This window comes from Pararhodonellum marinum, assembly GCF_015354735.1.
Taxonomy (GTDB): Bacteria; Bacteroidota; Bacteroidia; order Cytophagales; family Cyclobacteriaceae; genus Pararhodonellum; species Pararhodonellum marinum.
In genome coordinates this window covers 27,976-51,331 of record NZ_JACEFJ010000014.1, presented here as the reverse complement: position 1 = coordinate 51,331, position 23,356 = coordinate 27,976, and the positions used below count along the sequence as shown (strand labels likewise).

The following is a 23,356-nucleotide window of genomic DNA, read 5'->3' as shown; positions in this document are numbered from 1 at the left end:
TGTTTGTGATCCTTAAATAGATTAAGATGATGGAAGAGAAAGAAATTGGGTGAAATTGGTTTTACCTTATTTGAGGAAAATTACTTCATTGAAAGCAAAGATGACCATGTCGTTGATCTGAATCACTAACAAAGCACATTACTATTCAAGAAATTTACTTGAAACAACTCCTTAACGTGAAACCTGTATTTATTAAATTAATCTTACGTTTTCAAAATTGTGAATCCAACAAATTTCACTCACAGGTAGGGCAACAAACAAAAGGTACGCGAGTCAGTGGGGAGGTTCTTAATATCCTAAAATGACCCAAACTCCTACTCAGTGGCTGAATAGTTCCCATTTCATGGGTCTTTGGTTTATTTCCTCTCTTGGCCTCATCCATCATCCTATTCATATTTTCCATCCCATGAAACCTGAAATTTAAATCCAAATGGTCAAATATATTGGTGATATTCCCAAAAACCTCCACTACCAAAACACTCAGTGGACTGTCCTCCGGTAACCCAAACCACTTGAGTCGGTCAGCAATTTCCTGGGAAGGAAAAACAGCAGTTCCGCTTGGCTGCATGTCCTTGATTCCTGCCAGGATATTGCCCATTTGTATTTTGTCTGCATTTATCGTGATGGAGCTTGACACAGCAGGGATCGGGTTTACCTGATAGGAGGCCTTGACAAGTTGCATAAACTTATCCTCTTGATCGGCTTGTTGAATGATCTTCACGCCTATTTTCATCTCCTTTTCTCCAAGAAATATATTTCTAAAATCCAAGCCATCCGCTTGATGCACCTGTGCGTACAAGACTGCCCATAGGCTGGTCCTTGGAGGTTTGGAGGTCACATTTTTACCTTTGTACACTGCTTTGGCAAAAGGCGCACTGACATACATCTGAAGACTGTCCCTGTTGAGGGAGCAAAGTAAATTGGGGGCAGGGTGCTGTATCCCTGTCACCCTCAAGGCTCTTCCAAAGCGGCCTTGAGCTGTGGACCATAAGTTGTCCTCCCTATCATCAAAATAAGCATGCCCCACTCGAAATTCATAGGTGAAAAACCCGAAAAGTTCAGGGCTTTCGGCATGCATTCCAGGAGGAATTGGCACAATAAAATGCCGATCACTATCCTCTGCAGGTATCATCTGCTGCATGGCGTTCAATCCTGCCAAGTCATCACTTTGGCCTGGAGAGATCATCCTTACCCATTCTGGGTCCAAGGTTAAAGGACTTTCCTCAGGAGCATTAAGGTGCTCCAGACTGTTATTGGCCAATAGCTGATCTGGGGCATTGGCCAAAACCCTGCAAAAATAAGTGTCGTCTTTGTTTTCTACCGGTTCATCGAACTCTACCCAAAGGTGCCTTCTACGGACTTCCGTCGAGCTGTAATCTTCAGCCCTTTCATAGGGAGAAAAAGCCAAACCAACTGACTTGAGCTTGGGCATCTGACTGGGTCGGAGTACGGTGGGCAGTTTCAATTGGTCCAGCTTGATGGAAGGAACAGCTGCATGGCCAGGTTTGAATTGGGGAGTCACCTCATATTCCACCCATATCTCGTCCGGATGTCTAAGGGTGGTGGTAGTCAATTTAAGCTCATTTTTGGGTTCAATGGCATCCAAGAAAACAATGCGCGTATAACCTCGATTGATTTTTCCATGGGTGCTGGATTGCAATGCTTCGAAAGAAATGCTGTGCTTGATTTCCACTTCACCTGCTTCATCTAACTTCCGCCACTCGTTCACAGCATCGTCCCTGCGGAATTTCCATTGCTTCGCAATCACAAAAGCCACATCTTCCAGGCAATCCCAAGCCCAATCCCTTTGCATTTTGTAACTTATGGCTCCAATCCAGTGATTTTGAAGGTCGGCTAAAGTACTGAAAATTAAGCTGCTTCCGTCAGGCGCAAGGGTATGCCTGATTTTGGCACAGCAACCGAAAGCAATCCGCTCCCCCTTTGGCGCTAATAAGGTCAAACCTTTGGCTTCTAATCCAAGTGCATCTGCAAGTCTTTTTACTGCATTGGCTTCATTGGTTTCCGTCTCCCTTAAGATCAACTGGACCAGAGGATTCTGTTTATTGGTTGGCACGTCATCCGGCCTGAGATATATTCCTTGTACCTCTGGAATCCTACCATGGGTCACCAGGAGTTGGGTCTCAGACTCAGGTTCCTTGTAAAAAGTCAATTGGGTGGGTTTGCCGAACCGGCTGTCCTTTTCCGGATCCGGGTCAATGATGCCGAAATACACATCAGGGTCTCCCTCGGTGGAAGCAATACCTCTAAGGGTCACCCTGACTAGTCTTCCACTAGGAATGACCAAACCCTCCATTTCATCCAGGTCTGTATTGCGAAGGTTGTCTATGAAAAATGGATCTGCCTCATTACCAAGATTCAGCACAGGCACATCTATGAATTCCACTGGTATTTCCAACACACCTTTGAAATCAGTAGGAAAATTCCTTTTGGTTTGGTAGAGGGTAATGTATGAATCCGAACCGTTTTGACTATAGTAATTGTCCATTCTCAAAGATTTCACCTCCACTCTTATGCCTACTTCCTGGACATCAGGATCTTCCAGTGCAGGTTTAAGGGTTTGATTGGGATCAAACTGCAGATTTTTGAGTTCCTCGACCGGATCAATAGACTGCTGTTGGTATTTCATGGTAAAAACCACCGCAGGGTATTCCAAAAGTGGCCTTGCAATTTTCAAGATGGGATTTGGGTCAAACTGTGTTTCCTCAGCATCTAAAGCGTTGAAGATTTCATTTTTTTGGTTGACCAGAAGACTGGGCTTTTCAATCCTTAGCATTCCCGGATTGATGAACCTTCGGAAGCTGACACTTGTGTTGGGATTGGCAGCGGGGTTGAGGGGAGTATGGGTCAGTTTTGGTCCTCCTCCACTGATGTCGGCCATCCGGACACGGAACTCGTACTTTTGTCCATATCTTAGCAGAGTTTGTAGTGGGACAGGTTTTAAGACCTGATTGGGAGTGATGCCTTGCTTCAGGGAACCGGGATTTACATGTTCTTTGTAAGGCTGATCGGTTTTGTAAATGGCAATGGCATCTTTGTCTTCTGTGACCATGTTTTTACCGATCCAATTGGCATAGTACATGGGCAACCAAAAGTTGGAATCGTTGGGGCCGCTGATTTTATTAGGATATACCTGATAAGGAAGTTCGGTTTGGTTCTGCGTAAGAAGACCATCAAGAAAGTGTCCAGGATTGAGTTCTATGGCATTTAGGCTTTCCCAATCCGAGCCAACTTCCCTGACATCCAAGTGATACCCCATTACACTCAAAGGAGCATCCACTCTCTCTCCGGGAGTAGCCGGGTGATCAGTCAATTGGCGAATGTACCAGATGAGAATCTGCTCGTCATCCCATCCCAAGCGAATTCCTGCCTCGTATTGGGGATTGAATCCATCCGGCTTTTCTTTGAGTAAATTGCCACTTTGGGGTTGATCTGCATGGACAATTTTTGCAAAACCATCATCATAGGCTCTTGCTTCCTTGAAAAGTTCATCCCAAGGCCCGAGAGGAGCCACTGGGGCAGGTTCTGCATTCTTTTTGTAAAGCACTGGGAAAACCACAGGTGCAAAAACCGGCCTTTCCTTTTCGATTTGAAGTTTTGGGATTCGGGCTGCATACCTTTTGATAAGCGGACCACCAGCCTGTTCCAAAAGCAAATTTTGCGAATTGGCATAGGGGTCATTGGTGACATCCACATAAAGATACCCACCTTTCTGAAACCAGGTGGGCTCTACCTGTATCTGGACGGTGTAGATCATTCCACAGGCTTTTGCCAATAAGGGCTGCCGCAGAATATGGGCAAATACTTTTCCCCAACTGATCCTCCCGGGCGGGGTAAATGTTGGCTCTGGAACCTGATCCCTGATGGCGCATTCGTAACTGTCGTCAGTCACCGCATTGGGGTGCTTGGGCTGGGTGAAGTTAAAGGCCTTTCTGTAACTTTGAGGCAGGTATTTTTTGATGCTGTTTTTTACCGAAACCACAGGTGGCAGTTTATCTGACGCATCACCCACTGGAAGGTTGAAACTGGAGGCAACTTGTTGGATCAGCTGGGCTTTGGAAGAAGCGGGATCCACGGATACGGGGATGATATGAGGTTGACGAAGTGGATTGAGGGGATTTTGAATGGGGAAATCAGCAGTACCCTCCACCACGCAAAGAGAAAATTCCGGTTGGAAATCAGCAAATCCCGGAACCGTGGAAGTGGCGTTTGGCACTCCTGTAGGCCAAGTGGCAAAAGGATCAGCATTTCTGGGAATTAGGACAATGTTTACGGTTAGATTTTGCCCGTCAAAATCCTGAGGCAAAGCCATCGATGTCAAAAGTCTCCTCGCTTCCATTTGATTTTTTTTAGATTTTAAGATGTCAGGCGATTTGACGGCTTTCCTGCCAGGTCTCCTCGAAACTGATGTTGATCACAAAACAGATGCTGATGTCCAAACCGAAAGTCACTGAAGCAGTACAATCGGTCCGTTCTTGTGGTGTATTGATGGCCTTTCTGCTCACAGTACCTTTGGCTTCAATGTAGATGGTGACACTGACCAATCCTCCGGCAAGGCGGGCTTTGCCTCTGAATAGCAAAAAAGCAGATATGGTAAATTCGGAAGTACCTACATAGAGTTCACAGCCTACCATATAGGTCACCGAAACCGTGCCTATCACCGGTAATCCCACCGCGATAGCTACTCCAAATCCGAAATTCATCTGGATAGATGGGCCTACTTTGGTATCACAGGCCAGTTTGAGAATGACTTCCCCTATCGCATAGATGGTCCCTACTCCCACCGAGACGCACATGACTTCCAACCCACCTCTGAATTGGATATAGGCACCGGCAGTAGGAACCAATTGATTGGCATCATTCGTAACCTTCAAGGCAGCGTTGAAAAAGACCCCAAGTTCCAATCCTGCCTCCAGTTTCAAAGGTGTGGTCGGAGAATTATACAGGTTTTCTTCAGGTGGAAATCTGACTAAAGGTATCTCTTTTTTGGCCTCGAATTTATATTCCCAAATTTCCCCTGCATTGCTCATGGCGATTTGAAGGCCCTTTTTCATCACATCAGCATAATTTCCCTGACTGAGTGAGGCTAGAATCTCCAATAGATCAATGACCGGCTGTAGCGCTGAATGAAATTCCAGCTCAGGGGATGGATAGCCTATTCCCAAAAAGTCCGCATCAGCCCCTCCTTCATATCCGGACTCTTTCCCTTTCTTGGCATCAAAATTACCCTTGATCTTCATCAACCCCGTAAAATCCCCCAAGTCGACCACCATAGCCACATTGTTCAGTCTGCTTTTCCAAGTATCTCCTGCCGCCTTCTTAAAAGTATCAATGTCAAAATTGAGTTTGCTGTCTACCAACTCATCAGGTTGGTTTTTACGTTTTTTAGCAGTTTTGTATTCTATATAAATTTTTAGGGATTCCATGTTGACCAGATAGGTCTTTTGGTCGGGAATGTCGAATGCCAGGGCTTTGTCAAGGGCAGCATTGGCTTTGCCGGCCAGCATTTGGAACCCTTGATCAAGCAAGGTTGATCCCCCTGCAGGAGCAGTGATCTCCAGGAGTTCCAACACTTTTACCCCACCGTCTAGGAAATTGGAATTTTCGGCAAAAGCTTTGACTTTATTTAGTCCATCGCCTGAACCGGTAAACAAGGCTATGGCCTTGCCGAATTCATCGATGGCATTGCCTGAATTGGGAAATATGCCATCACCGGACATCAGGGTGTAGGGATCAGCAAAGAGAAGTGGGGTTTTGCTCAACAGAATTTTTTGGCCAAAGCCGAAACTAGGCGTCAGGAGCATGGCTTTTTGAGTGGCGGTGGTTTGTAGGATGCCATAATTGACGGTTCCATTGGCAGGTGGCCGCATCAATTCAGCCGGATTGGCCATCCGGACTAGTTTCTTGGTCACTGAGTCAGGATCCACCACTTTACCGGGAATCCATTTTCCTTCCCTAATCAGTGGTACAGGTATATGCTGGGGCAATGGAGTCACATCTCCGCTGTTGACCGCATGTTGGACGACACTCCAGCTACCCGTTTTGGGAAGCATTAAGGATCCTCGGGCAGACGCCACAAATACTCCATCAGCATGACCCGGATCGGCCGCATGGGAAAAATCAAATCGGGTTATACGGATCATCTGACCGGTTTTTGCTATGTCCATCACACAGTCTATGTCTCCGCCGATGGATCCGCCCTGCGTGTTTAAAAGCTCCCTGAAGCGAGCTGGACTCAATGGGACACCAGGAGGGGCCAATTGTACGTAACCCAAAATTTTTCGGGCTGGGGTACGGTTGTTTTTGTGACCCTGAACTAAATTTTCAAGTTCCACATCTGCATCAAACCAAACTGGCCGACAATGGATCGGAACAGGTTGGGAACCTCCACCCCATGTTTGTTGATCACCTTTGTGGTCGATGTATTTCTGGCCGTTATGTATGGTATCTTCCCTCTTAAAGTCGCTCAATGAGCCATCTTCCTTAATGTTCCTGATATTGTAAAGTCCCCTTAGGGTGCCAGGATGGATGACATACGGGGTTTCTGTGGTGCTATTTCCGTTGATTTTGAATTTATATCTGAAATCAAACTGCCCATCCGTCTCAGGCTGCCACCCACTGTCCATTCGATAGATAAAACCCGAACTTGCCCGGAAAATTGTAATGGTTCTGACTACGCGGATCCCCCATGGATAAACTAGACTTTTGACTTGAACAACTTCATGACCAGTTCTTCCAAGCATGACATCAAATCTGGCCTGTGAAGTCTGGGCAATCTCAGCAGATGGACCAAGCCAATCCGAAAACATAGAGGCACCATATCCGGAAAAATCAATCGTGGTAACCGGTACGCCTTTGGGTTGGAGGGCATTGGGTGAAAATTGCCCGTTAAAAATCACTGTTACCGAGTCCCCTAAAGTACTGGTCTGGGTATGCTGTCCATTGAAATTCAGAATATTGTTGATTTGGGAAGTGTATCCGGTAAACATATCGGAATCGTTCAACCAAGGCTCCTGGGGCCAGAGTGCACCAGCATCTCCACCTATTGCCCGAAGTTGTATACCCCCTAGCAGTTCATTCGGAAATTTGGGTGAATTAGGTTCTAGTTTAGGCTTTTTATTGGGATAGTGGGAATTCAGACGATTTAACCATGCAAAGGCTTTCAATCCAAAGGGAAGAGTAAAAAGGGAATATACCTCCGCCTTTTTATCCTTGAATTGTGCTAACAAAAATTGGGTGAGCGGAATCGGGGCCAAAGTAACTTTTTCCGGGGAAGAATTGAGCATCCGGGTAGGGCCACCGTCATTGGGGTAATAGTTGAACCCACTTGGGGGATCCATCGGTTGAGTTCCCTCTGTATAGGTGTTAATCACTGGTTCCCAAGCTACCTGAGGCAAAAGAAATACCCTGGCAAAATGACCCGGTACTTTGACTTCCAAACCTTCGATTGTCAATATTTGGCCCTGAAAAGGAGTAACCACAGCCTCACTTTCAGATCTTGCCGTCACCCTGCCGGTAAGATAAGATTCCCTTTTGTCCAACCCTGGATTCATTCCCATACTGACACCTACTTGATTGGCATTGGAACTGACATCCAAAAGAGCAAAAAAATCGCGGGAAATGGAACCTACCGCACGGTCAAACTCGTCCTCATAATTGGGGATTTTAGATCGACCGTCTCTGATTTGGGCATCGGCCAGTACATTTAAAGGACCTGGGGGATTCAACATGGCAGGATTAAGTACCATACCTGAGCTGGGCTGACCGGTAGAGTTTTGACCCAAGCCAGGTCCAAAATGAAAACTGACCTTTACCTCGTCCAATTCCTCTTCTCCCGGATCCTGCTTGATCCAACAAAAGAGCCAGTTTTGGATTTGATTGAAATGCTGTTTTGAATCAAAGGAATCGCCTCTTATGGAACGTCGGGGAAAGCTCAAATTGGCCAGATAAGGATCCGGCAATGTGGGCAAATAACCCAATGTGCCAAAAATCAGAAAGTTGTTACTTTTTAGAATCTTTTTCCAATCTTCATCAACATGTCCGAATACAATCACTCCATTCACAGGGGATATTGTAAAAAGGGCATTTTCAAGTGCTATGGCAAGGCTTTTGAAGTGGGGTATTTCTTCTGTGGGTAGCATATTATCCCAGAGCACATTGTCATCCATCAAATAGAACAGATTTCCAGTTTCTCCAGCTGCAAAAATTACCATGGAATTTTGGGTATCGATCAGAAAACCATGACCGTTGACCTGTCTCGGCCGGTCCACGTGAAGCAGGGCATGACTTTGGACCAGTATCATTTCAATGCCTTCGGCAAGGCAGTTGTAACGAAGGGGAACCAAATCCGGGAAACTAAGCTGAACTTGGGTTCCATGAGGATTCAATTTGTCCTTCCAGTGGTTGAAATCATGAAAGGTACCTTGACCTGTCGCTTTGAGGGCAGTGATCCCTATTCTACCTTCCTCTGCCAGGATCTGGCATTCATTGAGTTGGAACTCATTGCCATCCAATCCTTTCCATGATGCTACCAAGCCGGGTTTTAGGTCTTGGATCAATGCCCCTCCTCCATTGGCTTCCACAGGAGCATTGAAATCTATTTTAGCTGCTGGAATACCCCACCAGCTTTGGGTGATTTTGGCTGCTTCGCTTAGGTAAAATAAGGAGCTTTTCGTTGCCTTTGGAGAAAACTCATCTTCCGAATATTGAAGGGGTATCAGGAGCCTGTTGGATTGAGCGTCAAACTTATTGGGTTTCTTGATTTGTTTGAATTTTCCTGATTCCTCATAGATCTGCCATTCAGAATCGCTGACCAAGTCTATGGAATTGGGCAGGCTGCCTCCAAATGAAAAATTAAATTTATCCGGAGTCTTGATGCTTAAGTCTCTGGCATCCTGACCATGTTTTTTTGGATCCTTGGGTGAAGGTTTTGGTAAATCGAGCGATAACTGACAAACCATTCGGACTCCGGGAGCAACTTGAAGGTTGTTTCCATTTAAAGTCGGAAGAGCACTTAAGGTGATTTTTCCTGATTTGACTTTCAGTCCGAAATACCGGTCAGCAGGTGCTGAAGAAGCAAAAAGATCCGCTTTGACCCACACACTTCCTGCTATAAGGTTGTATTCTTTGGTCACTTCCACTGGTGGAGTGGAGATGGGCGCCAGTCTTCTTTGCTGAAAGCTGGCCTTAAAAAGGATAAGAGGCACATTTGAACTAGCCCTCCTTATGGCCACCAATTTTTCAACTTTATAAAAATCAAGATAGATAGGCCTTCCGTCGATCCTTTCTATGGGACCGATTGTACGGTCCACCCTTCCGCCAATACCCCAATCAGGAACACTGGCGCTTACCTGACTGGACCTGACAGGAACCTCTCGAACAAAAATCCTTTCTCCTCCAGCTATTTCCTCAGCTTCAGAAGTACCTTCAATGGCTTTGACAATTTTTTCCCGGAGGCCTTTGGACAATAAGCTCCTTGAAAAAAAATCGGCTGATTGAATGCTCAATTTTTCAGATGAAACGGCACTTAACTCTTGAAAACGCAATGCCTTTACTAGATTAGGCAATTCATTTTCCAAAGTAGGAATCCCCTCTTTGGGTTTGGGGTCGAGTTGCGCCAAGATGCCCGAAAGCAGTGACTGGATCAGGTTGGTTTCCATAGAAAAAATGGTTGGGAGAAAGAGAGAGACATGCATTTTTTCAATTAGTCTCTTGTTCCCCTCAATCAACAGCAACAAAACCTGACAATCAATAACCGAAAAACTACATTTAAAAATATAAAAATAAATTAGATTAATCAAGCATATTCTTTAATATAATTATCTGAATATCAATACTTTTAAACTATTCCATTTTCAACCTTTTTGTCTTAAAATGGCCATTAAAATTTACTTTTAAATAACATGTTTGACTTTTGTAGTTCTCATTTTACCCAAAAAATGAAAATCCTTTGGATAACAATTGAGTTAGATCACATTTCCTTCGTGTTAAGGTTTGCCATACTTTACAACAACCGCCAACTGCCCTGCATGATAAGCGGTATGTGTGCTGATCCGGCCTAAAGCTTCCGCTTTGGTTTTTTTTCCAAATTCTTTGGTTTCAATGACAGCATCCCAGTCTTTTTGACTTTCTATGGCTTTTTCCAGTTGGATTCCAGCTTCCTCTACTATGGATTTCAATGATCGCAAATCTGTCCATTCTCCAGTATCTTTTCCTGCCTTGAGGGTCTGGGCATCCACCTTCACATCCATGTTTCCGAATACATTTTTGGCAAAGAGCAGTTCTACTTCGGCCATATGCCGGATTAAAAATCCTGCTGAATTTGGACTGTTCCCCAATTTCTTAAATAAGTCTTCGGGACTGATTGAAGCCAATTGATTGGTGAATCGGGTACGGCCTTCTCTCCAGAGTTCAATAAAGTTTTGCATGACAATGAGGGTTAAGTTGTACAGCTTGCTGCATTTTGGTCAAGAATAACTACACTGGCGAAATAACACCAATTGCACCAGATATCTCAAAATTCCACAATTCTTTTGTTTTTACAATATAGTGGATAGGCTGTTCAACTTTTAGAGTTAGAACTTCCATATTTGAACCATGATTTCTTTTTGCTGGCAAAAGCGGTAGGCATAGCGCTACATGGGCATATTGTGCAGCAGCCGTGACAATAGAAGTTGCCTTGGTGGAATTTCCGGGATACTAAGCTTGGTGGCATTGGCAAGTTTGTGAAGGTTTTTTTGGTTGGTATCCTTTGATTATTAGGTAAATGATGAAAAATAATTGAATTATTTTCCCGACCTCATTACCACTTTTGGGAATAATTGACGCGTAACGATTATAACCATTAATCTATACGCCATGAAAAATTTATTCAAATTCAAATTCATTTTTGCGCTTTTAGGAGCGCTATCCCTTTCCTGTCAGGAAACAGAGGAACCATCCACCCTCTCTCCCGACGCCCCGGAGATCAACGACCTTATTTCATCATTAAGCTATGATCCAAATGAACTGCTGAATGTCCAAAACACCGGAAATTCATCAAGCTTAAGAACTAAAGTAGGAGAAAGTACCAACACCACAGGAGTAAGCGGAGGAACTATCGTATGCACTACGGAGCGGTACAACCTAAGGAATAATTTTGAAGAAATAGCCGTACTTCGCCCTACCAACGGGATAGTCTATCCAGGATCCTTGGTGATTGGAGATAAAAGTATGATGGGAGGTCTTCCAACTCCTGTCAATTTGGATCGTGCACCGGTTTCTATGAGATTGGATTTACCGGGAATGGGAGAGAGAGGAACCATTAAAGTGGAAAAACCTGACAATTCCAATGTTCAGACCCAAATGGATGAGGCTTTAAACTGGTGGCATGAAAATGCCGCCCAAGAAGGATATGTCAATGCTGCCAATTCCTCTACTTCAATTTCAACCTCGTATTCCTACGAACAATTGAGTTTGGATGTAGGATTGAATGTCAGTTGGGCAGCAGGGAGCGTAGAATCCCAATTCAAATATGAAAGTACCAGAACCCAAAAAGTAGCAATGATGGTATTCAAGCAGGTTTTTTACACCGTTTCATTGGATGTACCAAGTAAGCCTTCAGATTTTTTCAGTAACAAAGTCTCTCTTTCCCAGGTGGAATCCGTGTTTGGTCCCCAAGCTCCTCCAGCTTATGTACATTCTGTTGCATACGGAAGAATCATTATGTTCAGGATGGTTACGACTACCATGGCATCTGATCTGGAAATTGAAGGTGCTTTCAATTATGCAACTGGATTGAAAAATGCTTCAGGTTCCCTGGAATCTAAATATAAAAATATCCTCAACACATCTAATATTACAAGTTTGGCCATAGGCGGAAATGCAGAAGTGGCCAGTGAAATTGTTTCAGCTACCAAATTCGGTGATCTTGAATCGATTATAAAAGGAGAAAATGCGGTTTTTAGCAAAAGTAACCCCGGGGTGCCGATTGCTTATACGGTGAGGTTCCTGAAAGACAACAGTTTTGCGAAATTGGGTTATACGACCGACTATCAAATAGAAACCTGTGACCAAAATCAACATCCCGCTAGAGAAGTTTCAGTAATCAACAGAAATGCCGCACTCATCGGGCCCATCATAAAGTTTACGATTACCTATAAGCAACTCACAGACGGGATTACTTACAACAGAACCATTCATAGCGGGAACATTAATTTACAGAATAAAGTGACCAGAACAGTGCCGGCAGGATCATTTGATATCAAACTTACAGTAGAAGTCCTTGATGGGTTCAGTTGGAAATTTGTGGCTGAAAGAAATTGGGACAGGCCTACCAAAGCCTGCTATGAAACCAACTCCAATCTCACATCCATTACTTTCAAGACCACTCCATGTTAAAATACATAGGAGAAAAATTAACCTAACTTTGCCAATGTATAAGCTAATGGAGAAAACCTGCCATGTTTAAGAGCTGTAAATGCATCAGGTTCAAAGCTTAGCAATAATGCCTGGCAGGTTTTTTAGCCCATTCCCAAACATGACAAAGTAATATTTGAATTTAACCCTTAAATGCTCAATTATTTATTGCCAGATATGCTTTTTCCAAAGAACCATTGATTTCGGAAATGGTTTCCTGAGAAACATCATCAGAGGATTGACTATTCAACAATGCCATTTCAAGGTATTCTATGGCGGTAGAATAATTCCCTAAAGCCAATGAGCACTCTCCGAGCGCTTGTTGGCATTGGGATATTAATCTATCGTCTTTTTTTTCTGCTGAATCAAGAATCTTATACGCCGTTTTATAACAATTGATGGCTTCTAAATGGTTTTCTTCCGCAGCAAGTACTTTGGCAAGATTCATCAAACTAATGGCATTTCTTTTGTCAGTTTCAGGAAAAAGCTTTTTGTTTACTTCAGCGGATAAGGAAAGGTAGTTTTTTGCTTCTTGAATATTCCCCAAATTAAAATAGGTCATTCCCAAACTATTTGCCACAGAGGCATAGTAATAATGTTCTTCTCCAAACAAGCCTGAAATCGTAGAAAATGATGACAGATACAAAGGTAAAGCCTCATCAAATTTACCCAAATGGAAATAGGCTCTTGCCAGATTGGAAACACTGGCCATCGTTTCTACGTGATTTTTTCCCAAAATAGCCTCTCTTTGCTCCATTGATTTTTTGATGTAAGGGATTGATGCTTCAGCATCTCCTTTGTTTTGATAAAGACTGCCTATGTGGTTATAGGATAATGCCAGCTCAAGATGCGGTTCAGCAAATAGCTCTTTTTTCATTTCCAAGGAAGCCAACAGGTATTTTTCAGCTTCATCGTATTTTTGCATTTTCCTTTTAATGGAGCCTAACATGTGAAGGTCATTGGCCAATGAGGTGTGGGGAGGGGTGAGATGCTTTTGATGAATGGCATGGATGATCCGGATTATGGAATCTGCTTCTTCATACCTGCCCAATTCATAAATGATGTTGCCAAGTCCATCCATTGAATTGGCCAGTTTCATTTCATCTTTGGTTTTGGTATCCAATAATTGTTTGAGCCCTTTTTTGGAATAAAATTCAGCTGAATCCAATTTCCCGTAAAAAAAATAGACATCCCCTTTTAAAATTTCACTTTCGGCAAGAACAGGGTGTGGATAGGTGAATAATTCAGAATTGATTTGATATGCTTGCTCTGCCAGAAATTTACCTTGTTCATACTGCCCCAAACTGAGATAAATCGGACTGATTTTAATAAGCATGGAGGCAAGGAGTTCAGGATCTTTGCCCAGATTTTTTTCAAGAGATTCGACTCCTTTGTTGAGTAATTCCAATGCTGTGATGGTATCTCCGCTACTAGCACTAGGGTCAGCGGCCATAAAAACATCCGAAAGCAGATCAGTAATCTCCTCAGCTTTTTTGGCCTCTTTAATAGCTATATTCCTTTGTTCTTTCAATTGTAAAGCATAAAAAATTCCCATTCCTATCAAAATCACGAGCGAAGCACCTATGGCTGTCAGGATTTTTTGTTGACGCTTAAAGTACTTTTTTCCTACATAAGCCAAATCGTTTTCTCTTACTGAGATCGGATAACCATTTAAAAATGCCCGAATGTCATTGATCATCGAATCCACCGAAGAATATCGGTTACTTGGGTCAAATTGCATTGCCTTCATACAGATTTGAGATAAATCTTCCTGAAACAATTGATTTTCCTTTAATTCCAATTTTTCATACTCAGCGCTCATCACAGCCTTTTTTAAATCACCAGGATTGTCAAAGTAGGCTTCGAAGGGATGTTTTTTCCCAAGTAATTCGTACAAAATTATACCTAGAGAATAGATATCTGCGCTGCTGTTTGGAACACCTTTGGAAATCTGTTCTGGGGCAGCATAAGCCAAAGTAAATCTGCCCGATTCATCCGGAAATTCAGTTTCTTGCAAAATTTTGGAAACTCCGAAATCAAGTAGCTTTACTCTGTCGTCCTGATCAATGATGATATTTTTTGGCTTTAGGTCTAAATGAGCTACAAATGAGCGATGAGCGTATCGGATAGCTTCTGCTATCTGTAAAAAGAGTTCCAGCTTTTCTTTGGTTTTAAGCTCCTTGGATTTGGAATAGGTAATGATGTCTTCTCCTGATATGTATTCCATAGTAAAAAATGGGCGACCATCATCCGTAAATCCGCCATCATATAGCTTCGCAATATTGGGGTGGCTTAGGTTTGCCAGAATTTGTCTTTCCTTTTGAAACAAGGCCTGATTTGTATTGTCCAATACAAATGCCCTCATTATTTTTATGGCCACTTTTTGATCAAATTGGCCATCGGCCCGATTACCTAAAAATACAGAACCCATGGCACCCTGACCGATCAAACCACTCAACTCAAAGGGGCCGACTTTATCCCCGATCAGGTCTTCATCCGAGCTGAATTGATCAAATAAAATTTCGGCAGAATTGGTGAAAATTGGGTGGGTATTTTGATCCGCAGCAAGTAATCGGACCAAAAGGGAATGTAATTCCGGGTTTTCAGATTTGATTTTTTCTAATGTCTTCCTTTTGCTTTCTCCTGCCATTTCCACCAATTGATGAAAATAGGTTTCAACTAATGCCCAACTGGAAGACAGATTTTTCATCTAAATTGCACTTTTCATCTCCGTACTTAGCCATGCTTTTGCCAATCTCCAATCTCTCCTGACCGTATCAATAGATACTTCCAGCATTTCAGCAATTTCTTCATGTTTATACCCTCCGAAAAAATGATATTCCACCACCCGGCTTTGTCGGGGATTGATTTGCTTAAGCCTTTTTAAAGATTCATCCAATTCGAGTACTTGCTCAGGAGTTGTCAAAAACACATTACCTAATGCCCCTTGGGTAAGCTGAATAAAATTCCCGCCACGTTTCACACGGTGTTTCTGCCTTGCATAATCTACGAGATACCTTCTCATCACAATTGCAGCGATCGCCATAAACTGGCCTTTGTTTTCGAATTGGGTCTTTTGCCGGTCCATTTTTAAATATACTTCATGAACCAAGGCAGACGTATCGAGGGTAAAGGCCTGATGTTCAAATCTCAACTTATTGGAAGCTAAACTGCGTAATTCCTGGTAGCAGTTTTGAAATTGGGACCTGAGGATACTGAATTTTTGAGGAAAACCGGAACCAGAAGTTGTAACTACGGAATTTAAATCTGCCACAACATTTTGTTTAATATTGAATAGATAGTTTTAAAAATAGTGAAAAAATAGATAATACACTAAATAACAATTGATTATCCTAGGGAGAAGTAGGTTCAATGAAACCTGGCAATGAGCATATCATGCTTAAAAAAGATAGTTCGCACTTACCCACCGCCCATGTGAGTGTCTTCACTCACATCCTTAACGTTTTTTACTTTCAGATGCTTATCCTAATGCCAATCTAAGCCTCTCCACTTATTTCCTTCAGTCAATATGCTTACCCCAAAAACTGCCTTAAATAATTACTACTTGTCAGAGTTGCATTGTATTTATCAGTTCAGCGAGAATATGGGTTAATTGAGAGAAATTCGAATCTTTTTATTAACGAAAAATTCACGAATATGCTATTGAAAATGATTCGGTTTCTATTTAATTTTCGAAGTTATAATTATAGGTCTATGAAGAAAATATTTTACCTAATTGCTCTGCTTTTTACAGTCCAATTTCAGGTTCAAGCCCAAAGCGAGAAAGCCACGGTTTATTTGTTAAGACCTGATGGACTTGATGATTTTGTCCCCTACTACACTTATTTCAATCAAAAATTAATAAGCAGGTTGGGCGAAGGAAAGTATTCTGTTCATCAAATTGATCCAGGCTTCTACGAAATCCATACCCAATACAGAGGGAAAATCAAGCCAGACCCTGAAACAGTTCTCTCATTGAACCTTGATGCAGGCCAAACTTATTATATTACCCTCACGACAAAAACAAAAGCCTTTGGAAAAGGGAAGTTTTATTGTAATCAAGTATCCGAAGAAGAAGGGAAAGAATTGATAGGGTCTTCTGGAAGATAAAGAATATCTTTAAAAAATTCAATGCAGAAGGAATAGGAGATAATTTCATGTTTGTTTAAGTCTTATACCCAAAACTGCACCATTGGGACGGTTTTAACCTATCCTAATTCTTCAAAAAAAAGAGGATAATAGCCAGTTTATTTTAAGCTTTTTCAGATAATAATAATTTATCATATGCCTATTGAAAATGATTAGATTTCTATCTAGATTTCGATAAAATCATCCTGGATTTATAAAGAAAATTCTTTATCTATTTGTCCTGATTTTTGTTAGCCAATTTCAAGTTTAACCTCTTAATTTATCACCCCTAATGGCAATCCCACAGTCCCTCTTAGCTTGTTGATTTGCAAAATAATTTGCGTACCCCATTTCCTAAAATCAAGTTCATTTTTCTAAATCTATCAACTCTATAAAAAAATGAAAAAAGTATTTCTTGCTTTGTGCTTTGCCCTATTATTTAATGCAACACAGGTATTCTCACAAAATGCCGAGAAACCAATTATTACTAAATTTCTAATTGAAGGAGGTGCCGATTGGGGTGGTGATGAAATCTTGCAAGTATTCTTCACCAATGGTGCTGATCAAACGATGCGGGCTGGCCAAGGTATCAACTTGGGCTTTGGTGGAGAATTGCAATTTGCCAACTTAAAGCAGTTTATGCTTCGCTCTGCCATAAGTTTAAAGTGGTCCCCTACAGCAGCAGATGATGCAAACATTATGTTTTTGAGGTTCCCTGTTCACTTGACCCCCTTTTGGAAAATAAATGATGACTTCAGGTTTGGGGTTGGTATTACCACTCATTTGAACCCTAAATTAAGAGGTGATGGCGTTTTCCCTGATGAATCTTATACAAGTACGACTAACCCTCGATTTGAATTTGGATATAAGTGGGTCGCCTTGACTTATACACCAATGAGCTATAAAGATCAACAAGGGGAAACTTTCTCGGGAAATTCAGTTGGTGTTTCTTTTTCGGGTACATTTCCCAATAAGAAATAGTATCCATTCAGGAGTCAGCTAGTTGTGGCCCCGGTTCGGGATGCTATTGAATGAGAGATGAGATGTGAGTAACGGGAGATTAGGTTTTGATTATAATAATACGAAACGAGGATCCACCTAAGACTTTACTATTAAGACATCTAAATCAAAGTACCAAATATGGGTACAGTCTTGGTAGTTGGTACAGAATACTATGTTCTTATAACCTGCATTTTCAAGGTTTACACTTTCCTTTGACTTTCCCTGAAAACTATATCGCTAATGTGTGTGTCTCACATCCCTGAGTCAATATGCCTACCCCAAAAATTGCCTTAAATAATTCCTACTTGTCAGAATTGCTTTGAATTTATCGGCTTCGGTTTTTTCATAGGCCTTGTCCTCAACTTCTATACAAACTGGGCCTCTATAGCCCACCGATGTCAAAGCAGAAAAGAAATTTCTCCAATGCACATCCCCCAATCCGGGCAATTTTGGGGAGTGGTATTCTAAAGGATGAGCCATGGTTCCCACATGGTTGAGTTTGTCCCGGTACACTTTGGCATCTTTGAGATGGATATGAAATAGCTTGTCCTTGTAATCATAAATGGGTTGTATCTCATCCATCTGTTGCCAGACCAAATGAGAGGGATCGTAATTCAAGCCGAAGTTATCTGAAGGAATAATAGAAAACATTTCATCCCAAATGGCTGGGGTATGCGCCAGGTTTTTTCCGCTTGGCCATTCGTCGGCAGTAAAATACATCGGACAGTTTTCAATGGCAATTTTGATGTTGAGGTCTTCGGCAAACTTGATGATAGCTGGCCATCTTTTGGCAAAGGTTTTTAGATTTTCGGATATGCTTTTGGTATGGTCGGCTCCTATAAAGGTGTTGACAACTTCAAGACCCATTTTGCTGGCGGATTGGATAACTTTTTTGATATGGGCAAAATAAAAGTCGCTTTTTTCCTGATCTGCGTCCAAAGGATTGGGGTAATAGCCTAAACCTGAAATGTAAATCCCTTTGTTTCCTGCATAATCTTTTAGGTAGCCGATCTTGCTCTCATCAAGGGTGTCTACATCGATATGCGTGACCCCAGCATACCTTCTTTCCGCTTTGCCTTTTGGCCAGCACATGATTTCCACACATTCAAATTGATTGGCAGCAGCAAAGTCTATGACTTCCTCAAAAGACTTTTCGGCAAGAATGGCACTTACAAATCCAAGGTTAAGCATTTGGGATGAATTTTAGGTTGATGTTTTTTTGGAACGCTGATTACGCTGATTTAGCGGATATACACTGATTTAATTCTGTTATAATTAGCTTTCCATCGAAAATAACACACGTGTGATCCTGTTCCAAAAATCCATATAAAAATCTGCGACCATCAGCCCAATCAGCGTTACAACCACGATTCCAAGTATTCGCCCAATTCGCTTAAATTCGGACTCCTTCCATTTTGGATATAGGCCCCGGAACAGCCCATGCCCAGCAATAGCCTCTCTTCCAATTCCAAATCCAATAACCAACCCAAGGCATATCCTGCATTGAAATTGTCGCCGCCTCCTGTCAGGATCTTGGGTTCTTCAACCAATTTCCCTTCAACTCTCACCTCACCTTTTTGGGTAATTGCAAAACTTCTATTGGTAGGGTGAATCAATAAGCAAGAAATTGTCATGGTATCAAAAATTACCTTGGCTTTTTCTTCCATCGAAGATTCCTTTTTTCTTGCATTTTCCAATGCAGCGAAGACGATATTCGTTTCGTTTTCATTGAGACCTAGGGTCACTTCCCCAAAATCAGTGTAGCTGGAAATGATCTGAAGGGCTTCCCTGATTTCATGGTTGGATTTTCTGGAAGGATCGCAAAGGTCGAAAAAGAACTTCTTGTCTTTGGGTCCATTTGGCTTTACAATTTCTTCCAAAAGCCCAGTCCATATATTGGAAGCGTGTGGAAGATTGACCCAATCCACAGCCGCAACCAAATGGCTGTCAAGGTAAATTTCCTTTAACTTACTTACCCCCACTCTTCTTTTGACTTTTTCCCAGTTCAGCTCATCAAAAGAACCACAATCAGAAAAGATCAATTTGCCATCTTGGAATTCGAATGCATCTGATTGTCCCGGGTTGGCCAAACTGTGAATTTGAATATTCGGGTGAAAATCGTCGAAAACGGGGTGAATATTGGGATAACCTAAAGTGCCCATACAATGAACTTGAAATCCAATCGCACCCATCGCTTGGGACATGATGGGCGCGTTTCCCCCGATTTTTATTTCTTTGAGGGATAATTCTACTTGTCCACTCTTTCCTGAAAGGGTTTTGATATGGTCGGAAAAACTTGAGATATTGGAAAAAAAGTGGTTTTCTACCCCGGATTTTTTCTGAATGACCCGATAAAGACTATCCACATATCCATCAAAACCAATCATGACGGATTGGTCAATTTTTTGGTCATTTAACTTTTCGGCCAGTTTTTTCAATAAGGCTCGGGATTCATGCAAATTTTTGGAGACCATAAAAATGCCTTAATAACCCACACCTTCTTTGAAATTAGGCTTATCACCGGTTTCAGCACCGTATTTCCTTTTGGCATCTTCCAAAATGGCAGCAGTGGCAGTTGCCCCAATCCTTGTCACTCCCCAGGATTTTATTTTGAGCAAATCCTCCAAGGTCCTTACCCCACCGGCAGCTTTGATCTGCACATCAGGGGCGCTGTGTTTCCTCATCAATTTCAAATCATGTTCCGTGGCGCCTTCATAACTGTATTTGCCATCGCTTCCTTTGATAAAACCATAGCCTGTGGATGTCTTGACAAATTCCACTTGGGCAGCACTGCAGATTTCACAGAGTTTGATCTTGTACTTGTCCTCAGGCAAATAGTCATTCTCAAAAATCACCTTCAATGCGGCTTTATGCTTTTTAGTGATTGCTACAATCGCTTGAATTTCCTTACTCACATATGCCCAGTCTTCCTGAAGGACTTTGCCTACATTGACCACCATATCGATTTCTACAGCACCCTCTTGACAGGCTTTTTCGGTTTCATAGACTTTTACATCTGTGCTGCTATTTCCATGGGGAAATCCTATCACAGTACAGACCATGACATCCGAACCTTCCAGCCATTTGATTGCGTCTTTGACCGCATAAGGTTTGATACAGACTGAAGCTGCATCGTAATGTTTGGCCAATTCACATCCTTCTTTGAGGTCTTTGTCCGTCATCGTGGGATGCAACAAACTGTGGTCTATCATTTTGGCGAGTTCTTTGACTTCTTTTAACATGTTGTTTATTGTTTAACTTTTGAGGATTTCTATTTAAAGTAGCTTCCGATGGCAAAGGAATCTGTGTTGAAAAACAGGGAACTGTAAATGAAAAGGTCCCTTCTGGAAGTTCCATATTTTCTGTATGCATGAAGAATAGGTTCTCCTGCTTCAGTCTCTAAATAAGATGCCAATTCTTTGTCAGCTTTGATCGCTCGTACTTCTTGATCCATGGACACAATTTCGATGTCATAATTCAGGGCAAGCGTGGCAAACAACGAGTCGTTGGTAAGTTTTTTGTCTGTGAATCTGGGTAGGTCAAGGTTTGGTATATAGGTATATTCCAACATAATGGGGGCTAGGTCAATCAACCTGAGCCTATGAAGAAAAACACACTCGGCTTCTAATTCAGCATCTGAAAGGGCATAAAAAAAATCATCCGGCCAAGATTGCAACACTGGCCCCTCCAAAATATGATTGTTGACTTTTTCATCCGTATGACTGATTACCTCCGAAAAACCTTTAAAAGACAAAAGTCCCAAACGCCTTTTCTTAAGATTTACAATGCTGCCTTTCCCTTTTCTTTTGATGATATAGCCCTCTTTTTCCATTTTTTGAAGGGCCTGCCTCACAGTGGACCTGGTCATGTCATGTGAAGAAGACAATTCATTTTCCGAGGGAAGCAAATCCCCTTCTTTATACATTCCTTCGATGATTTGGGATTTGAGCAGTTGATGCAGTTCCCTGTATTTAAAGGTTTCCATAACCAAAAATAGGAATTCCAACTTGTATATACAAGTTGGGGCGTATTCAAATTGTCATAGCAGAAGAAAATTTCAATTGAATATTTCTGACTTCATGATTACAATGAGGATTTGAAAAAAAAACATGTTTGTACGCAATGATGCCAGTAAAATGGTAATTCAATATAATTCTCGCCAGCAAACTGAAAGGTCCGGCACATCCCTGCCCGACTACTGGCGGGCCTGCCCGACTACTGGCGGGCCTGCCCGACTACTGGCGGGCCTGACCGACTACTGGCGGGCCTGACCGACTACTGGCGGGCCTGACCGACTACTGGCGGGCCTGACCGACGCCAAGCTTCCGAAATATTCGGCTATTGGCAAAGAAGCGGATAACCATTTAAAAAAATATGAAAATTAGAATGGGGTTTGATTTTTCATTCAAGTTATCGGAATGGAACAAAAAAATATAAGATCAGGTAATTTTATAGACCAGAGAATTAATCAAAAAAAAATCAGAAGGTCCTAGGTTCATTTTTTAACCAAATTATCAAAAGTCTACACGATTTTTTAAAAATGAGGTTTAAATTTTAACCAAAAAAAAAGGAGTCTGCTTAAAAGACTCCTTTGCTGGGTTTATTTGTAACTGACTACAGCCATACAAACTTTGGCGTTTTGCATTATTTTCTTAACTTTTAAGCACCAAAATTTTCTAAACTTACCAAATACTATCTTAAATACCATGAAAATGGTAATTTATTTTGTACTAAAAATTTAAAACCCAATGATTATTTGGTTAATTCGATTTTTTCTTAAAAACCTTCGGTGTGCACCCAAATTCGTTTTTGAACACCCTGATAAAGTAAGTGATATTGCTGAATCCAGACATATATCCTACTTCTTGAATTTGAAAATCTCCCATTTTTAAATATTGTTCTGCCAGTTTAAGCCGCTCATTCTGAATAAATTCCATAGGTGTCATGCCCAATTCCTGCTTAAAAGTCCTTGAAAAATGTGGTTTGCTCATGCATGCTTTTTGACTGAGGGTATCTAAGGTCAGGTTTTCCCTGATGTTGTTTTTAATGAATTCCACCACAAATCCCAATCTGTTGCTTGAAGCAATGTCCTTATAAGTCATCTCAAGCATTTCCCTTGCCTGAGTTTGCGTCAATCGGATCAACAATTCCTTCAATGCCAATGAAGCAATGACATCCTTTTCTTTGGATCTTTCTTTGACCCCTATCCTGATAAATCTGTTGATGATTTCTGAAAGGTCTTTGGTATTGATCAAGTGAAAATAGGATAGGTCAAGTCCCCATTCTTGAGTCATCATTTTATTGGGATACTTTTCATTCAGAAGGTTAAACGTGTTTTCAATCATTTCCTTGGAAATGGACAAAGCGATGCATTGGGTGGGATTGTTCCACTGGGCCTCAGGAAAATCAATCTTCATCATTTCATTGGGAGGCACGATTACCGATTCACCAGGCAGGTAATCAAAACCCGGTCTGTCAAACAAATGCATGACTTTCTTACCCTTCAGCATGGTCGTCAATACCAAATCTCCAAATCGAAGATTGACATCTTTGGCCTCTTGATGGGTTTCAAAAATATTGAGTTCGCAATTGTTTAAAGTATAGGTGGTGCGATTTTCCACCAATGTTTTTAAGTCCCTGTCATTTCGCCAAGGTACTCCGGCAATAAAGTTAGTATGGGTCATTGGTAATTGTTGTCTCGATTAAAGATACAAATTCTGAGGCAAATTAACCTTCATTTGAAAGGGGAAATCCAAACAGATCCCCTATACATAATCGAAAAGAAAGACCAAAGGTTGAGGGTTTGTCATAA

At 41.9% G+C, this 23,356-nt stretch carries 13 protein-coding genes; 3 read left to right on the top strand and 10 right to left on the bottom strand.

What is annotated here, in order from left to right; translation table 11 throughout:
- Positions 1-235: 235 nt before the first annotated feature.
- From H1A14_RS19660 to H1A14_RS19650, 3 genes are all read right to left on the bottom strand, one after another.
- A complete protein-coding gene (locus tag H1A14_RS19660) occupies positions 236-4,357 on the bottom strand; it encodes a hypothetical protein (RefSeq protein ID WP_194778015.1) in 4,122 nt (1,373 codons plus the stop codon).
- A 25-nt stretch (positions 4,358-4,382) separates the two neighbouring features.
- Positions 4,383-9,677: a hypothetical protein gene (locus H1A14_RS19655; protein ID WP_194778014.1), complete on the bottom strand. Its 5,295-nt coding sequence runs from the start codon at positions 9,675-9,677 to the stop codon at positions 4,383-4,385.
- A 327-nt stretch (positions 9,678-10,004) separates the two neighbouring features.
- Entirely contained in the window at positions 10,005-10,445 is a 441-nt protein-coding gene (locus H1A14_RS19650) for a DinB family protein (protein ID WP_194778013.1), read from the bottom strand.
- Between the two features lie 430 nt (positions 10,446-10,875).
- On the opposite strand from H1A14_RS19650, the gene H1A14_RS19645 reads away from it, so the two are divergent.
- Positions 10,876-12,396: a thiol-activated cytolysin family protein gene (locus H1A14_RS19645; protein WP_194778012.1), complete on the top strand. Its 1,521-nt coding sequence runs from the start codon at positions 10,876-10,878 to the stop codon at positions 12,394-12,396.
- Between the two features lie 175 nt (positions 12,397-12,571).
- On the opposite strand, the gene H1A14_RS19640 is transcribed toward H1A14_RS19645, so the two are convergent.
- Complete coding sequence (locus H1A14_RS19640; protein WP_194778011.1) at positions 12,572-15,124, bottom strand: serine/threonine-protein kinase; 2,553 nt, start codon at positions 15,122-15,124, stop codon at positions 12,572-12,574.
- On the bottom strand, positions 15,125-15,688 hold the full coding sequence (locus H1A14_RS19635) for an ECF-type sigma factor (protein ID WP_194778010.1): 564 nt from the start codon (positions 15,686-15,688) through the stop codon (positions 15,125-15,127).
- Between the two features lie 440 nt (positions 15,689-16,128).
- Between H1A14_RS19635 and H1A14_RS19630 the strand changes: the two genes are divergently transcribed.
- Together H1A14_RS19630 and H1A14_RS19625 are read left to right on the top strand one after the other, a co-directional pair.
- Positions 16,129-16,524 (top strand): DUF2846 domain-containing protein, encoded by a 396-nt coding sequence (locus H1A14_RS19630; protein ID WP_194778009.1) that lies wholly within the window; start codon positions 16,129-16,131, stop codon positions 16,522-16,524.
- 417 nt (positions 16,525-16,941) lie between these two features.
- On the top strand, positions 16,942-17,523 hold the full coding sequence (locus tag H1A14_RS19625; RefSeq protein WP_194778008.1) for a hypothetical protein: 582 nt from the start codon (positions 16,942-16,944) through the stop codon (positions 17,521-17,523).
- Positions 17,524-17,817: 294 nt separating this feature from the next.
- Here the strand turns inward: H1A14_RS19625 and H1A14_RS19620 are convergent, their stop codons facing one another.
- From H1A14_RS19620 to H1A14_RS19600, 5 genes are all read right to left on the bottom strand, one after another.
- Entirely contained in the window at positions 17,818-18,735 is a 918-nt protein-coding gene (locus H1A14_RS19620; RefSeq protein WP_194778007.1) for a sugar phosphate isomerase/epimerase family protein, read from the bottom strand.
- A 167-nt stretch (positions 18,736-18,902) separates the two neighbouring features.
- A complete protein-coding gene (locus H1A14_RS19615) occupies positions 18,903-20,003 on the bottom strand; it encodes a hypothetical protein (protein ID WP_194778006.1) in 1,101 nt (366 codons plus the stop codon).
- A 24-nt stretch (positions 20,004-20,027) separates the two neighbouring features.
- Positions 20,028-20,786, bottom strand: coding sequence for a deoxyribose-phosphate aldolase (deoC, locus tag H1A14_RS19610; RefSeq protein ID WP_194778005.1), 759 nt, complete (start codon positions 20,784-20,786; stop codon positions 20,028-20,030).
- Between the two features lie 29 nt (positions 20,787-20,815).
- Positions 20,816-21,529, bottom strand: coding sequence for a GntR family transcriptional regulator (locus H1A14_RS19605; protein ID WP_194778004.1), 714 nt, complete (start codon positions 21,527-21,529; stop codon positions 20,816-20,818).
- 775 nt (positions 21,530-22,304) lie between these two features.
- Positions 22,305-23,228, bottom strand: coding sequence for an AraC family transcriptional regulator (locus H1A14_RS19600; RefSeq protein WP_194778003.1), 924 nt, complete (start codon positions 23,226-23,228; stop codon positions 22,305-22,307).
- Positions 23,229-23,356 lie beyond the last annotated feature (128 nt).

What these genes read in the sequence shown, in the direction of transcription:
- H1A14_RS19660 (WP_194778015.1), bottom strand. Translation starts at nt 4,357, where the DNA reads ATGGAAGCGAGGAGACTTTTGACATCGATGGCTTTGCCTCAGGATTTT.
- H1A14_RS19655 (WP_194778014.1), bottom strand. Translation starts at nt 9,677, where the DNA reads ATGGAAACCAACCTGATCCAGTCACTGCTTTCGGGCATCTTGGCGCAA.
- H1A14_RS19650 (WP_194778013.1), bottom strand. Translation starts at nt 10,445, where the DNA reads ATGCAAAACTTTATTGAACTCTGGAGAGAAGGCCGTACCCGATTCACC.
- H1A14_RS19645 (WP_194778012.1), top strand. Translation starts at nt 10,876, where the DNA reads ATGAAAAATTTATTCAAATTCAAATTCATTTTTGCGCTTTTAGGAGCG.
- H1A14_RS19640 (WP_194778011.1), bottom strand. Translation starts at nt 15,124, where the DNA reads ATGAAAAATCTGTCTTCCAGTTGGGCATTAGTTGAAACCTATTTTCAT.
- H1A14_RS19630 (WP_194778009.1), top strand. Translation starts at nt 16,129, where the DNA reads ATGAAGAAAATATTTTACCTAATTGCTCTGCTTTTTACAGTCCAATTT.
- H1A14_RS19625 (WP_194778008.1), top strand. Translation starts at nt 16,942, where the DNA reads ATGAAAAAAGTATTTCTTGCTTTGTGCTTTGCCCTATTATTTAATGCA.
- H1A14_RS19620 (WP_194778007.1), bottom strand. Translation starts at nt 18,735, where the DNA reads ATGCTTAACCTTGGATTTGTAAGTGCCATTCTTGCCGAAAAGTCTTTT.
- deoC (WP_194778005.1), bottom strand. Translation starts at nt 20,786, where the DNA reads ATGTTAAAAGAAGTCAAAGAACTCGCCAAAATGATAGACCACAGTTTG.
- H1A14_RS19605 (WP_194778004.1), bottom strand. Translation starts at nt 21,529, where the DNA reads ATGGAAACCTTTAAATACAGGGAACTGCATCAACTGCTCAAATCCCAA.
- H1A14_RS19600 (WP_194778003.1), bottom strand. Translation starts at nt 23,228, where the DNA reads ATGACCCATACTAACTTTATTGCCGGAGTACCTTGGCGAAATGACAGG.